Origin of the sequence: Mesorhizobium sp. M8A.F.Ca.ET.202.01.1.1 (assembly GCF_004791595.1) — a bacterium.
Classification (GTDB): Bacteria; Pseudomonadota; Alphaproteobacteria; order Rhizobiales; family Rhizobiaceae; genus Mesorhizobium.
The window spans coordinates 103,096-117,327 of the sequence record NZ_SRUN01000010.1 but is presented as its reverse complement, the minus strand read 5'-3'; the positions used below and the strand labels follow the sequence as shown (position 1 = coordinate 117,327).

Sequence of the window (14,232 nt, the reverse complement as noted above, 5' to 3'; positions counted from 1 at the left end):
GGGTTGACCGGATACACGAAGGGCGCAGCGATGTCACGCCGCGCCCTTGTGCAAAATTCCAGGCTTTTTGGATCAATTGCTGCTGATGGCAACGGCCTCGCCTTCGACCACCACCGGCAATGCATAACCGGACGGCTTGTCGGCGGTCACGACACCGCCGGCGACACGGACCTGGATCTCGGGACCGAAATAGGAATGCGGGAACGGCGCCGGCGTGCCGCTCACCTTGTCCAGCCGCTGGCGAAGCGCGGGCGGTATGGAGAAATCGAGCGCCGCGAGATTGTCCTGCAACTGCGAAAGCCTCGTTGCTCCAAGGATGACGGTGGCAATTCCTGGCTGTGTCGCCACCCAGTTGAGCGCCACCTGAGCCATGCCGCGGCCGAGCTCGGCGGCGACCTTCTCCAACTCCGCCACAACAGCCCAGTTGTGCTCGGTAAATTTCTGGAAGCCTGGATGGGTGGTGTTGCGGAAGCCGTCGAGCCGGCCGGCATTGCCCGCTTGCGCCGGGCGGTATTTGCCGCTCAACAGCCCGCTGGCCAGCGGGCTCCAGACCATGATGCCGGCGCCATGGCGTGTCCCGAGCGGCACGAATTCATGCTCGATGGCACGCTCCGCCAGGGAGTATTCGAGCTGCAACGCCGAGATCGGCTCATAGCCGCGCAGTTCGGCGATCGCCTGAGCCCGTCCGGCATACCAGGCCGGCACGTCGGACAGGCCGATGTGACGTATCTTGCCCGCCCGAACCAGATCGTCGAGGGTCCGCAGCACTTCCTCGGCCGGCGTCAGCCTGTCCCAGATATGCATGAGATAGAGATCGATGTAGTCGGTGCCCAGCCGCTTCAGCGAGGCGTCGACGGCACGCATGATGTTCTTGCGGCCATTGCCGCCGGCGTTGGGATTGCCGGGGTTCGAGTTCATGGTGAATTTGGTGGCGATCACCGCCTTGTCGCGCAAGCCTCGCTCGGCCACGAATTCACCGAGCCAGGTCTCGGCCGTGCCGCCGGTATATAGGTCTGCGGTGTCGAAGAAATTGCCGCCAGCCTCGACATAGGCGTCGAACATCGCGCGCGCCGTGTCCCGGTCCGCGCCCCAGCCCCATTCCGTGCCGAAGGTCATCGTGCCCAGCGCCAGCCGGCTGACGCGCAGGCCGCTGTTGCCGAGTGTGTAGTAGCTCATCGTCATTGTCTTTTCCGATCCTGATCCGGTTGGTGCGGGCGTCATTGGCCCGGGGTCGCCTTGACCCAGGGATTGCCGCGTTCATGCGTCATGCGGAAGGTGAAGCCATCGACTTTCCAGACGGAGCCAGAACGTGTCAGGTGATGCTCATACGTGCCCCAGACTTCCCACAGCGGATCGCCATTGCCCTCCATCCGGTTCCAGGCATAGCCGTTCGACAGAACGGTCGCGCTGTCCGCCTCGAGAACGACCTGGTGATTGGTGCGCAGGTGCAGGCTGGTCTTGCTGCCCTTGAGATTGCCGGCCCAGGCGCCGATCAGATCGTCGGACGCAATGTTGGCCGCGGGCTGCCCGGACAGGCTGCTGAAGTCGGCGGTGACCCGATCCGCGAAATAGAAGCGCGCGCGCTTCCAGTCCTGCGCGTCGACGGCGCGGTCGATGGCATCGGCGATGCGGATGACCGCGCGTTCGTCCGCGAGCGCTTGCCAGCCGGATGGTTCCGCCCCGCCGGCATCGACCGGTGACAGCGCCACGCCGGCCGCGAAAGTTACGTGCTTCAACGCATTCATGTCTCTTCTCCTCAATGCCATCAGCCAACCGCGGATGTGTCGGCGACAATATGGATCGGTGTCTTGGCATCGATTAGATTGCATTGTTCGGAAGGACCATGCGATATCATTCATGAATGGATCGGGATCTGCTCTCTCATTTGCCTGTCATCGTCGCCGTTGCACGGCGCGGCGGTTTCGCGCTTGCGGCAGCCGAACTCGGCATGAGCCCTTCCGCGGTCAGCCATGCGGTGCGCCTCGTCGAGGAGCGGATCGGCCAGCCGTTGTTTGCGCGCACGACGCGCAGCGTTTCGCTGACCGAGGCCGGCAAGGCGCTGGTGGAAACGGCCGCCCCTGCCCTCCAGGACATTGCCGAGCAGATGGACCGCATCCGCAGCGTCAAGGGCAGGCCGTCTGGCCTGCTCAGGATCAATGCCTCCAACATCGCGATCCCATTGGCGGTGACGCCGGTCGTCGCCGCGATGGCCGAGCGCTATCCCGACATTACGGTGGAGATTTTTGCCGATCAGGGATTGGTCGACATCGTCGGCGAAGGTTTTGACGCCGGCATCCGGCTCGGCGAGATGATCGCGCAGGACATGGTGGCCATCCGACTGACGCCGCCCTTCAAAGTCGTCGTCGTCGCCTCTCCCGCCTATATCGGACGACGTGGGCGTCCGCGCAGCGTGGCCGATCTCGCGAACCACAATTGCATCGGGTACCGGCTTGTCCGCTCGGGTGCCCTCTATCGCTGGGATTTGACCTGGGATGACAAGGATGTGGTCATGGAAACCAGCGGTACGGCCATCGTGACGGACTCGCTGGCCGCCATTGATCTGGCGCTCGCTGGCGTCGGCCTCGCCTATATGTTCGAGCCGCTGGCGCGCGCGGATCTGGCGGCCGGGCGCCTGGTGCAGGTTCTGCCGCAATCTGCGATCGAGGAACCCGGCCTTTTCCTCTACTTCCCGCGCCGCGCCGCGATGGCGCCGAAGCTCAGGGCCTTTATCGACACCGCAAACGAAATCGGCCTGACATCCTTGCGGACATCAGGCCGAAAAACACAGTCGCAATAATGCGGTAGGACGCTTACTTCTTGACCGCCGCAGCGACTTCCGCGGCGAAATCGGACTCTTCCTTCTCGATGCCCTCGCCAAGCGCGAAGCGCAGATAGGCCGTGATCTTGGCGGGCGCGCCGATTTCCTTTTCGGCATCCTTCAGCGCCTTCTCGACGGTGATGTCGGGATTGAGCACGAAGGCCTGCTTCAAGAGCACGACTTCTTCATAGAACTTGCGCAGGCGACCCTCGACCATCTTCTCGATGATCGCTTCCGGCTTGCCGGACTGGCGCGCCTGGTCGGAGAAGATGGCCTTCTCGCGCTCGACCGCTGCCGGGTCGATCTGCTCGGCGGTCAGCGCCATCGGATTGGTGGCGGCGACATGCATGGCGACCTGGCGGCCGAAGGCATTGGCGGCATGCTCGTTGCCGGTGGTCTCGATCGCGACCAGCACGCCGAGCTTGCCAAGGCCATCGGCAACCGAATTGTGGACGTAGGTCGCAACCGCGCCATGCGGAACGGTCAGCTTGGCCGAGCGGCGGAAGCCCAGGTTCTCGCCAATGGTGCCGACAGCGTCCTTGATGGTGTCGGTGACCGACTTGTCGGAGCCCGGATACTTCGCGGCAGCCACAGCCTCGGTCGTGCCGTAGGCAAGCGCCACCTTGGCGACGTTGGCGACGATTTCCTGGAAGGCGGCGTTGCGAGCGACGAAGTCGGTCTCGGAATTCACCTCGACGACGGCAGCTTCGCGCACGCCATTGTCGACGCCGATTAGGCCTTCGGCGGCAGTGCGGCCGGCCTTCTTGTCGGCTTTGGAAATGCCCTTCTTGCGCAGCCAGTCGACGGCCTCTTCCATGTTGCCGTTGGTCTCGTTCAACGCCGCCTTGCAGTCCATCATGCCCGCGCCGGTCAAGTCGCGGAGTTCTTTGACCTGTGCAGCCGAAATGCTCATTGTCGCCTCTTTGTTTCAAATGCGCCGACGCACCATCGAATCTCGACGGTGCGTCTGTTTAGCGTGCCAAAATATGAGAAAGATGAAGGCCGCAAGCCGGCCTTCGATTATCAAGCCTCTGGGGCTTCCGACGCCGGAGCCGGATCGAGCGCCGGTTCGACCGGAGCTTCGACCGAAGCGCCGATGTCGACGCCGAGCGCGCCCTGCTGACGGGCGATGCCGTCGATCGCAGCCTTGGCGATCAGGTCGCAATAGAGCTGGATGGCGCGGGCCGCGTCGTCATTGCCGGGGATCGGGAAGTCGATCTTGTCCGGATCGCAGTTCGAATCGATGATGGCGACGACCGGGATGCCGAGACGCTTCGCCTCGAGGATGGCGATCGCCTCCTTGTTGGTGTCGATCACGAACATCAGGTCGGGCGTCGAGCCCATGTCCTTGATGCCGCCGAGCGCCTTGTCGAGCTTCTCGCGCTCACGGTCGAGGTTCAGGCGTTCCTTCTTGGTCAGGCCTTGCGCCTCGCCGGCCAGCATCTCGTCGAGCTTGCGCAGCCGCTGGATCGAGTTCGAGATCGTCTTCCAGTTGGTCAGCATGCCGCCGAGCCAACGCGAATTGACGTAGTACTGGGCCGAACGCTGTGCCGCATCGGCGACGATGTCGGACGCCTGCCGCTTGGTGCCGACGAACAGCACGCGGCCGCCCTTGGCAACGGTGTCGGAAACCTGCTTCAGCGCCTGGTGCAGCAAAGGCACCGTCTGCGAGAGGTCGATGATGTGGATGTTGTTGCGGGCGCCGTAGATGTAAGGCGCCATCTTCGGGTTCCAGCGGTGGGTCTGGTGGCCGAAGTGAATGCCAGCTTCCAAAAGCTGGCGCATGCTGAAATCAGGCAGTGCCATTCTCATTTCCTTTCCGGTTAGCCTCCACGGACACAGGCATTTTTGGACCGAAATCCTCGAACGCCACCGGAGGTTTCAGCCGGATTTCTCCCGGACAGACACCAAAGTCCGTGTGTGGAATGAGCGCGCATATAGAGGGGAAGTGCTGCAAACGCAAGCCGTGTAGCGGTTTAACGCCTAGCGTGCGGCAATCAGCGCTCCGGTGCCGATCATGGCGCTGCCGGCAAACCTGTTCATCAGCCGCATGCGCCTGGGCGTCCTGAACCAGCCCGAAGCCCGGCCAGCAAGCCCGGCATAGACACCCATGGTGAGGATATTGACGCTGATGACCACGGCCACCACCAGCAGGCCGTCGACAAATGTCAGCGTGTCGAGATTGAGAATCAACGGCATGATCGAGGCATGGAACAGAATCGCCTTCGGGTTCCCCAGCGCAATGGACGCGCCAAGGAAGAAGAACCGCGACAATCTCGTCCGTGCCGCCTGCGGCTCGTTCGTTTGCGCGGTCGAAGCCCTCCACATCCTGACGCCGAGAAAAATCAGGTAGGCGGCGCCTGCATATTTCAGCAGGAGGAAGATCCATTCGAATGTCTGGGCCAGGGCCACCAGCCCGAGCAGGGCCAGGGTGACCAGTACGGCATCGCCGGCGGCGACCCCAACGCCGGCTATGAAGGCGCGGAGGAAACCACGCGACACGCCATTGGTGATGACGGCGAACATCGCGGGTCCCGGTGTGGCGGCGGCGAGCGTGACAGCGGCGCAATAAGCCAGAAATGCCGTTAGTGTCATAGTTTGGCCTTTCCGTTGGGCACCCGCACGCGCCGGAAGATCGCGACGATCTCCTCGCGGCTGCATTCGATGGCGCCGAGCCGTACCGCGCGGTCGCGCTCGAAGCCGGTTATGTCATAGTGTGGCGCCGATGTCCTGGGCGGCCCCTGATAGGACGAGCGCTTCACGCCAAGCCGCGATGCGAACCGGTGCAGCTCGTCGGTGTCGTCGGCCATCAGGTGGCACCAGCGATGGCCGGCCCACTTCCAGATCGCCGCATCGACATAGATCGCCATCAAGCCCGCCACGGCCAGCTCACTCGCGCATCGCCGCTATTTCGATACCGGGCAAGGCTTTGTCTGGTCGAACAGCGACAGATTGACCAGCTTGCCGGTCATCGAGAAGTCGCCATAGTCCATGACGAGATCACGGGTGATGCCGTTCTCGTGCAGCTTGAAGCTGATCCGGTATTCCGGCACTTCCTCGCCGTTCTGGGTGCTGTCGTCGAAATAGGCGATGTCGACCGGCCAATATTTGTCGGCGGCAAGCTTCGCCAGTGCCGGCGCTTCCGGATCGGCCTTGTCGGCCTCGGTCTTCTTGCCGACGACAACCGTGGTCGTCATCACCTTGTTGGCGTCCTCCGAGCCATCGAACAGGTTGGTCTGGTAGAAGTTTTCGCCTTTTTCGGCCATGCCGATCAGCTCGACCAGATGTTGGGTCGGGAACTGGGTGGCAGCGAGTTCGAGACTATTCTTCTCCGGCTTGTCGATATCGACCTTCAGGCCCTTGGCATTCTTTGTCGCGACGCCCTTGACCTCCTTGTCGAGGTTCTGGTCGACGAAGGACTTCGTCACGAAGGAAAACATCTTGCCTTCGGCGTCCTCGAACGTGGTGGTCTGCTGGTCGGTCAGCTTCGTGTTGTCGTTGGTCGCGATCTGGGTGACGAAACGGAATTTCACCGTATAGCCTTCGCAGGCCGAGCCGTTGAACTCGTAGACCATGCGGCCGGTGATGCCGGTGATGCCGGAGCGATCATCCGCCTTCTTGAGGGTGAGATCGTAGACGGCGCGATGCGCCTGCAGCGCCGGTACGGCGAAAGCGGAGCCCACGGGGAACAGCGCCGACAACAGAACGGCGTGGAATGCAAGGCGCGTTGCGCGCATGAGGTACTCCAATCGTCGCGGCTGATGGCAGGCCGCAGGGAAAGATGGTCCAGCTTAAAAAAAGTCGTGGCGGAAGCGAGGCAAAAATAGCAATTTCGGCCCGGCCAGCGCGGCACCTTCCAGCAATAGGGAAAAGCAATGAGTGAAACAATCGAAAAGCGGCTAAGTGATCTCGGCGTGACGCTTCCTGTTGCCGCCGCGCCCGCCGCCAACTACGTGCCCTATTGCAGGACCGGCAATCTGCTGTTCACGGCGGGACAATTGCCGCTCAAGGACGGCAAGCTGCAGGCGAGCGGCCTGCTTGGCCGCGACGTCGACACGGCAAGCGGCAAGGACGCGGCGAAATACTGCGCCATCAACATCCTGGCGCAAGCCAAGGCGGCACTTGGCGACCTCGAGAAGATCCGCCGCCTGGTGAAGATCACCGTCTTCGTGGCGTCGGCCCCCGATTTCGTCGAGCAGCATCTGGTCGCCAACGGCGCCTCCGATTTCCTGGTTGCCGCGCTCGGCGAAAGCGGCAAGCACGCCCGCTCCGCCGTCGGCACCGCCTCCCTGCCGCTTAATGCCGCGGTGGAGATCGAAGCGGTCTTCGAAGTCGAATGAGTGAAGGTGCAGACATGACCGACCTCTCCTGGCTGACTGCCCGGCCGGTTGCCCATCGCGGCTTTCACGACATGAACAAGACGCGCTGGGAAAACACGCTTTCCGCCTTCGCAGCCGCGGCCGAACGCGGCTACGCGATCGAATGCGACGTGCATCTGTCGTCGGATGGCGTTCCCATCGTCATCCATGATGATGATCTGCAAAGGTTGACCGGGCAGGACGGGTTCGTCTGGCAACGGAGCGCCGCCGAACTTACCGCGCTCAAGGTTGGCGGCACGGCGGATCACGTGCCGACGCTGCAGGAAACGCTCGACCTCGTCGACGGCCGTGTGCCTATGGTCGTCGAGCTGAAAGGAACTCCCGGTCGCGATGAAGGCCTGGTGGCACGCGTCGGCAAGATGCTGAAGCGCTACAAGGGCAAGGCTGCGATCATGTCGTTCGATCACTGGCTGATCCGCGATTTCCCCAAACACGCGCCCGGCATTCCGGCTGGATTGACCGCCTATGGCAAGGACGCCAAGCTGATCGAAGCGCATTTCTCCATGCTGGCGCACGAGCTCTCCTTCACCTCCTACGCCGCCGGCGATCTGCCGAACCCGTTTGTCAGCTTCGTGCGCGAAAAGCTCAAAATGCCTGTCATCACCTGGACGGTGCATGACCAGCCGGCGGTCGACCTGACCTTTAGATATGCCGATCAGATGACGTTCGAAGGGTTCGAACCCGACTTGGTCAAAGTCGCCTGAAGAGGGTGCCCGAAACGTGACTTGTAGCGGCCCGAATGGAGCTTAAATAAGCCTCATGGATCAGGGCGACGACGGCGACGGACAAACGGCGAATGCGGACTATTCGATCCGCATCGCCGCCGGTATAGGCGCCTTCACCTGCGATGAATGGAACGGCTTTGCCGGAACCACGCGCGGCGACGCGGGAGTCGGGTATAACCCGCTCGTTTCATTCGCTTTTTTGAGCGCTCTGGAGGATTCCGGCTGCGCCGTTCGCAGTACTGGCTGGCAAGGCCATCACCTGCGGCTGGAGACTGCGCGAGGCAGGCTGCTCGGTGCGGTTCCCTGCTATCTCAAGTCGCACAGCCAGGGCGAATATGTGTTCGATCATGGCTGGTCGGATGCCTTCGAGCGCGCCGGCGGCCGTTACTATCCCAAACTGCAAAGTGCCGTGCCGTTCACGCCCGTCACCGGCCCTCGCCTGCTGGTCGGCAAAGGCGAGGATCAGGATGCAGTGAAGGCCGGCCTTGCCGCCGGGCTCAAAATGGTGACCGACAAGCTCGGCGTATCCTCGGCACATGTCACTTTCGCGCAGGAGAGCGACGTCGCGACGCTTGAGGCTGCGGGCTTCCTGCATCGCACCGACCAGCAATTCCACTTCTTCAACGAAGGCTTTTCCACTTATGACGACTTCCTCGCCACGCTTGCCTCGCGCAAGCGCAAGGCGATGAAGAAGGAACGGCGCGAAGCGCTCGCCGATGGCATCACGATCGACTGGCTCACCGGCAAGGACCTGACCGAAAAGGCCTGGGACGACTTCTACGCCTTCTACATGGACACTGGCAGCCGCAAATGGGGCCGCCCCTACCTGAACCGCCAGTTCTTCTCGTTGATCGGCGAACGCATGGCGGACGACATTCTGCTGGTGATGGCCAGGCGCAACGGGCGCTACATTGCCGGCGCCATCAACTTCATCGGCTCCGATGCGCTCTACGGCCGCAATTGGGGCTGCATCGAGGACCACCCCTACCTGCATTTCGAGGTCTGCTACCACCAGGCCATCGACTTCGCCATCGAACGCAAGCTGAAGGTGGTCGAGGCGGGTGCGCAAGGCGAACACAAGCTGGCGCGCGGCTACCGGCCTGTGACCATGCATTCGGCGCACTACATTGCCCACCCCGGCCTGCGCAAAGCGGTCGCCGATTATCTCGGGCGCGAACGGCGCGAGGTGGAGCGGATGGGCGAATATCTGGAGGAGCATACCCCGTTCCGCAAAGATCTCGAGGAATAGCCGGCCTCATCGCGCGCTCGTCGAGGCCGGCATGGTCGATCTCGATCGATCTCCCCGCAGCTTCGTCTTGCCGCTCGGAGGCGGCTTCGTTACACCGGACGGCAAAGGCACACTCCGGAGCGTTCGCCATGACTGAGGCCTATGACACCGACAACATCTTCGCCAAAATCCTGCGCGGCGAAATACCCTCGCACCGTGTGTACGAGGACGAGGCTGTCGTGGCTTTCATGGATGTGATGCCGCAAGGACCAGGCCATACGCTGGTGGTGCCGAAAGCGCCGTCGCGCAATCTGCTCGACGCCGAGCCCTCGACATTCGCCCTCCTTTTCACGGTCGTTCAGAAAGTGGCACAGGCGGTCAGGAAGGCTTTCAATGCCGACGGCGTCACCATCATGCAGTTCAATGAGCCTGCATCCGGACAAACCGTCTATCACCTGCATGTCCATGTCATCCCGCGCTTCGACGGCATCCCCCTGAAGCCGCACACGGGCCCGATGGAGAATCCGGAAGTGCTGGCGCGGAACGCAGACAAGATCCGCGGCGCCCTCCAGAGCGGATTTTAATCCTTTATAAACCGGCAGATCATGGTGTCGCCTGTATTACAGCCTGCGATTACTTTGTTCATACCTTTGCAAGCCTTTCCGGGGCATGTTTTCGCGGAGGACGGGCGATGCGGGATATTTCGGAAACTTTAGGCAGGCAGCCTGGCGCCAGCGCGAGCGGCGCCTTCCTGCATCTTTTGGCCGAATCATTTTATCGCCACCGCGCTATTCATGCGGTCGCCCTGTTTACACTCGGACTAAGTTTCATGATTGGCGCCCGGGTCGGCAACCGGCCGGATTTTGGATTGCTTGTCGAATACGGCTTCTACCTGGGGGTGTATTCCTGGGTTGTCGGATGTGTCTACGCGGCATTCCGCCTGTTATGGCTGGCCATTGTCGACGGCGCCACCTCGCCGCTCCGTCTTTTCCTGAATTCATTCTGGGAGTTGCTGTCTGATCGAAGGCGCATCGCCAACGGCGTGAACGGGCTGGTCGCGATCATGGCTTTTATATCCGGCTTCACGGTACTGAAAGGAGCGATCGCGTTGCTGGCGCCTTTCTCCTGGGACCAAGCCTTTGCACAATTCAGCGTCGGCCTGCATTTCGGCCGCCCTACTTACCAATGGGTCTGGTGGATCGTGGAAAGCCCCCTGGCCGTTCATTTTCTCAATCTTTGTTACAATCTTTGGTTCGTGGTGCTGCTCTCGGCGATCTTTTCAAGCGTCGCGGCGGCTCGCGATTCCCTGCTGCGACATCAGTTTCTGCTCAGCTTCATGCTGGTCTGGCTGATAGGCGGCTTCGGCATTGCCCTGATATTCTCATCGGCCGGCCCTTGCTATTACGCCAGGCTCGGCCTTGGCGATCTCTATCAACCGTTGATGGACGCACTTCAATCGGCAAATCGGCAGTATCCGATCTGGGCCCTTTCCCTGCAGGACAGGTTGTGGGACGGTTATCAGGGTTTGCCTTCGGGCAGCATGGGCATATCGGCATTTCCCTCCATGCATGTCGCGTCGGCCGTGCTCATTGCCCTCTATGCGACCAGGCTATCGGTCAGCCTTGGCACTTTGATGTGGATATTCGCGGTGCTCATCATGCTCGGTTCGGTGGTCCTTGGCTGGCACTATGCCATTGACGGCTACGCCGGCGCGCTTATTGCCCTTGCGATCTGGAAAATCACCGGCGCGGCGTTGTCCCGGGCGGACGCAAGAACTATTACCGTTTTGGAAGAGCTGTCCGGCCTCGGCGCGCTGCCACTCATTTGTTTAACGCCGCAACCGGCCGATGGCCTGGCCATGGACGACGGCGCTTATCCACGCCAAATCATTTGCGGACAATTGGATCAGGAAGACCGGAGCGCCGCAAAAGCCGGATCCGAAAGCCTCTGAAACGCCGTTGGCGCCACCACTCCCTTCAGAAACTGCTGGCGGATCGCATCCGCGCATTGCCCGACACCGAGGCGTGACGTATCGACTTCCAAATCATACACGCCAGGCCGGTGCACTTCTCCCTGCCACAGGCGTACAGGCAAAGGCACGGGATCACCGGGCGCGCCGGTAACGTAGTTCCCGCCCGCGGCGCTGGCGGCGCGCCTTTCCATGATGACCTCGATCGGGCAGCGAACGCCAACAAACAGGACCGGCAGGCCGGCGAGCCGCCTCGCGCAATCGGCCAGGATGTGGAGCGGTTTCGAATAAGCGTCGTGGTGGCCGACATCCGAAACGACATTCAGCCCCAATCGACTATGCGCCGCGATCGATTCATAGAGGGCCGCATAGAAGCGCTGCACGAAAACTTCCAGATCGGGCCGCTCGCCGCCAGGGCGCAGGCCTATTCCGGGACGATATCGCGGCGGCGTGATCTGCTCATAGCTGTCAACGCCAAGATTCATCCATGGACCGTCAAAGCTCTCCCCGATGGCCTCGGCTATACTCGACTTTCCGAACGCGGCGCGCCGTTGAGGATGATGATTTGCCCGGCCACGCGCCACCTCATTGTTCCCATGAAAAAAGCCCCGTTTCCGGGGCTTTTTTGACTTTCGCCAGGCTCAGCCCTTTCTGGGCAGTTGCGGTACAAGGCTGCGCTTGCCGCCGTCCTTGCCCTTGGGCTCCGATTTCTGCGCCACGACCTTCTTTGCCGCGGGCTTCCTGGCCACGGCTTTGGGTGGCTTCGGCGCGTCTTCCGGCTCTTCCTTCTTCGGCTTCACCGGCGCCTCGTCGGCAAGCGATTCGAGCTTGAGGCCGGTCTCGCCGGTTTCCTTCTTCTCGACGGTGACGCGCACCGTGCCGCCCTTCTTCAGCTTGCCGAACAGCACCTCGTCGGCCAGCGGCTTCTTGATGTGCTCCTGGATGACGCGGCCGAGCGGACGCGCACCCATGCGTTCGTCATAGCCCTTGTCGGCGAGCCAGGCGATCGCGTCCGGCGACAGGTCGAAGGTGACGCCACGCTCTGAAAGCTGGGCTTCCAGCTGCATGACGAACTTCTGTACCACCTGGTGGATGACCGGCACCGGCAGCGAGCCGAACGGAATGATCGCATCGAGGCGATTGCGGAATTCCGGCGTGAACAGCCGGTTGATCGCCTCGACATCGTCGCCTTCGCGCTTGGTCGAACCGAAACCAATCGCCGCGCGCTGCGCATCGGATGCGCCCGCATTGGTGGTCATGATCAGTATGACATTGCGGAAGTCGATCTGCTTGCCGTTGTGGTCGGTCAGCTTGCCGTGGTCCATAACCTGCAACAGGATGTTGAACAGGTCCGGATGCGCCTTTTCGACCTCGTCCAGCAGCAGAACGCAGTGCGGATGCTGGTCGACACCGTCGGTCAAAAGGCCGCCCTGATCGAAGCCGACATAGCCGGGAGGCGCGCCGATCAACCGCGAGACGGTGTGGCGTTCCATGTATTCCGACATGTCGAAGCGGATCAGTTCGACGCCCAGCGAGGCGGCCAGCTGCTTGGCGACTTCCGTCTTGCCGACACCCGTTGGCCCAGAGAACAGGTAGGAGCCGATCGGCTTCTCCGGTTCGCGCAGACCGGCACGTGCCAGCTTGATCGCCGAGGTCAACGCGGTGATGGCGGTGTCCTGGCCATAGACGACGCGCTTGAGCTCGATGTCCAGGCCCTGCAGCACCTTCTCGTCATCGGCCGAAACCGTCTTCGGCGGGATGCGCGCCATGGTAGCGATCGTCGCTTCGATTTCCTTGATGCCGATCGTCTTCTTGCGCTTGGCTTCCGGCACCAGCATCTGCGAGGCGCCGGTCTCGTCGATCACGTCGATCGCCTTGTCCGGCAGCTTGCGGTCGTTGATGTAGCGCGCCGACAGCTCCACCGAGGCCTTGATCGCCTCGTTGGTGAACTTCACCTTGTGGAATTCCTCATAATAGGGCTTCAGGCCCTTCATGATCTCGATGGCGTCCTCGATGGTCGGCTCGTTGACGTCGATCTTCTGGAAGCGTCGCACCAGCGCACGATCCTTCTCGAAGAACTGACGGAATTCCTTGTAGGTGGTCGAACCGATGCAACGTATTGCACCCGACGACAGAGCCGGCTTCAACAGGTTCGACGCGTCCATCGCGCCGCCCGAAGTCGCGCCGGCGCCGATCACCGTATGGATCTCGTCGATGAACAGCACTGCGCCCGGATAATCCTCGAGCTCCTTGACGACCTGCTTCAGCCGTTCCTCGAAATCGCCGCGATAGCGCGTGCCGGCCAAAAGCGTGCCCATGTCGAGAGCGAAGATGGTGGCATTGTGGAGCACTTCCGGCACGTCGCCCTCGACGATGCGCTTGGCCAGGCCTTCGGCGATCGCCGTCTTGCCGACGCCGGGGTCACCGACATAGAGCGGGTTGTTCTTGGAGCGGCGGCACAGCACCTGGATGGTGCGGTTGATCTCGCTCTCGCGGCCGATCAGCGGATCGATCTTGCCGGCCTTGGCCTTGTTGTTGAGGTTGACGCAGTAAGCCGTCAGCGCGTCCTGCTGCTGCTTCTTCTTGCCGCCTTCCTCCTGCGGCTCGGCGCCGTTCTGGCCGCCCTGCTCGTCGTCGGCGCCGCGCGGGGTGCGGCTCTCGGACGCGCCCGGGCGCTTGGCGATGCCATGCGAGATGTAGTTGACCGCGTCGTAGCGGGTCATCTGCTGTTCCTGCAGGAAATAGGCGGCATGGCTTTCGCGCTCGGCGAAGATGGCGACGAGCACGTTGGCACCCGACACTTCCTCGCGGCCGGATGACTGCACATGGATCACCGCGCGCTGGATCACGCGCTGGAAACCGGCCGTCGGTTTGGAATCCTCATCGTAGCCGGTGACCAGATTGTCGAGCTCGGTATCGATGTAGGTCAGAACGGTATGCTTCAGCTCGTCGAGATCGACGTTGCAAGCGCGCATGACGGCGGCCGCCTCGGTGTCGTCGATAAGCGCGAGCAGCAGGTGTTCAAGGGTTGCATATTCATGGTGCCGCTCGTTGGCGAGCGTCAGCGCTTGATGAAGCGCCTTTTCCAGGCCTTGGGAGAAAGCCGGCATGTT

The 14,232-nt window shown here is 62.1% G+C and carries 14 protein-coding genes and 1 pseudogene; 6 read left to right on the top strand and 9 right to left on the bottom strand.

All coding sequences use genetic code 11. The features are described 5' to 3' along the window. Window positions 1-72 precede the first annotated feature (72 nt). Together EN845_RS21530 and EN845_RS21525 are read right to left on the bottom strand one after the other, a co-directional pair. Window positions 73-1,182, bottom strand: coding sequence for an aldo/keto reductase (locus EN845_RS21530; RefSeq protein WP_127872488.1), 1,110 nt, complete (start codon window positions 1,180-1,182; stop codon window positions 73-75). Between the two features lie 35 nt (window positions 1,183-1,217). Further along, window positions 1,218-1,745, bottom strand: a complete 528-nt coding sequence (locus tag EN845_RS21525; protein WP_127872489.1) for a nuclear transport factor 2 family protein — start codon at window positions 1,743-1,745, stop codon at window positions 1,218-1,220. Window positions 1,746-1,861: 116 nt separating this feature from the next. Between EN845_RS21525 and EN845_RS21520 the strand changes: the two genes are divergently transcribed. Beyond that, window positions 1,862-2,797, top strand: a complete 936-nt coding sequence (locus EN845_RS21520; protein ID WP_127872490.1) for a LysR family transcriptional regulator — start codon at window positions 1,862-1,864, stop codon at window positions 2,795-2,797. 13 nt (window positions 2,798-2,810) lie between these two features. Here the strand turns inward: EN845_RS21520 and tsf are convergent, their stop codons facing one another. The 5 genes from tsf to EN845_RS21495 all read right to left on the bottom strand — a co-directional run bounded on the left by tsf (window position 2,811) and on the right by EN845_RS21495 (window position 6,555). Beyond that, complete coding sequence (gene tsf, locus EN845_RS21515; RefSeq protein WP_027142611.1) at window positions 2,811-3,731, bottom strand: translation elongation factor Ts; 921 nt, start codon at window positions 3,729-3,731, stop codon at window positions 2,811-2,813. A 110-nt stretch (window positions 3,732-3,841) separates the two neighbouring features. Then, a complete protein-coding gene (rpsB, locus tag EN845_RS21510; protein WP_023777441.1) occupies window positions 3,842-4,624 on the bottom strand; it encodes a 30S ribosomal protein S2 in 783 nt (260 codons plus the stop codon). A 177-nt stretch (window positions 4,625-4,801) separates the two neighbouring features. Continuing rightward, complete coding sequence (locus EN845_RS21505) at window positions 4,802-5,413, bottom strand: LysE family translocator (RefSeq protein ID WP_127277848.1); 612 nt, start codon at window positions 5,411-5,413, stop codon at window positions 4,802-4,804. Beyond that, window positions 5,410-5,688: a DUF4031 domain-containing protein gene (locus tag EN845_RS21500; protein WP_127872491.1), complete on the bottom strand. Its 279-nt coding sequence runs from the start codon at window positions 5,686-5,688 to the stop codon at window positions 5,410-5,412. The genes EN845_RS21505 and EN845_RS21500 overlap by 4 nt, the downstream gene beginning before the upstream one ends. A 36-nt stretch (window positions 5,689-5,724) precedes the next feature. Then, window positions 5,725-6,555 (bottom strand): cell envelope integrity EipB family protein, encoded by an 831-nt coding sequence (locus EN845_RS21495; protein ID WP_127872492.1) that lies wholly within the window; start codon window positions 6,553-6,555, stop codon window positions 5,725-5,727. 138 nt (window positions 6,556-6,693) lie between these two features. Here EN845_RS21495 and EN845_RS21490 point away from each other — a divergent pair, with 138 nt between their 5' ends. The 5 genes from EN845_RS21490 (at window position 6,694) to EN845_RS21470 (ending at window position 11,101) form a co-directional block, all read left to right on the top strand. Next, window positions 6,694-7,158, top strand: a complete 465-nt coding sequence (locus EN845_RS21490; RefSeq protein WP_127872493.1) for a RidA family protein — start codon at window positions 6,694-6,696, stop codon at window positions 7,156-7,158. 14 nt (window positions 7,159-7,172) lie between these two features. Then, window positions 7,173-7,901, top strand: a complete 729-nt coding sequence (locus tag EN845_RS21485; protein WP_127872564.1) for a glycerophosphodiester phosphodiesterase — start codon at window positions 7,173-7,175, stop codon at window positions 7,899-7,901. Window positions 7,902-7,956: 55 nt separating this feature from the next. Further along, window positions 7,957-9,171, top strand: coding sequence for a GNAT family N-acetyltransferase (locus EN845_RS21480; RefSeq protein ID WP_127872494.1), 1,215 nt, complete (start codon window positions 7,957-7,959; stop codon window positions 9,169-9,171). 128 nt (window positions 9,172-9,299) lie between these two features. Next, window positions 9,300-9,734: an HIT family protein gene (locus EN845_RS21475; protein ID WP_127278897.1), complete on the top strand. Its 435-nt coding sequence runs from the start codon at window positions 9,300-9,302 to the stop codon at window positions 9,732-9,734. A gap of 107 nt (window positions 9,735-9,841) precedes the next feature. After that, window positions 9,842-11,101 carry a phosphatase PAP2 family protein gene (locus EN845_RS21470; RefSeq protein WP_127872495.1) on the top strand — a complete coding sequence of 420 codons (1,260 nt, stop codon included), beginning with the start codon at window positions 9,842-9,844 and terminating at the stop codon, window positions 11,099-11,101. Here the strand turns inward: EN845_RS21470 and EN845_RS21465 are convergent. Both EN845_RS21465 and clpA read right to left on the bottom strand, forming a co-directional pair. Further along, window positions 11,056-11,708: pseudogene (locus EN845_RS21465) on the bottom strand (chloramphenicol phosphotransferase). The gene EN845_RS21470 and the pseudogene EN845_RS21465 overlap by 46 nt on opposite strands. A gap of 52 nt (window positions 11,709-11,760) precedes the next feature. Continuing rightward, window positions 11,761-14,229 (bottom strand): ATP-dependent Clp protease ATP-binding subunit ClpA, encoded by a 2,469-nt coding sequence (gene clpA, locus EN845_RS21460; RefSeq protein ID WP_127872496.1) that lies wholly within the window; start codon window positions 14,227-14,229, stop codon window positions 11,761-11,763. Between the last annotated feature and the right edge of the window lie 3 nt (window positions 14,230-14,232).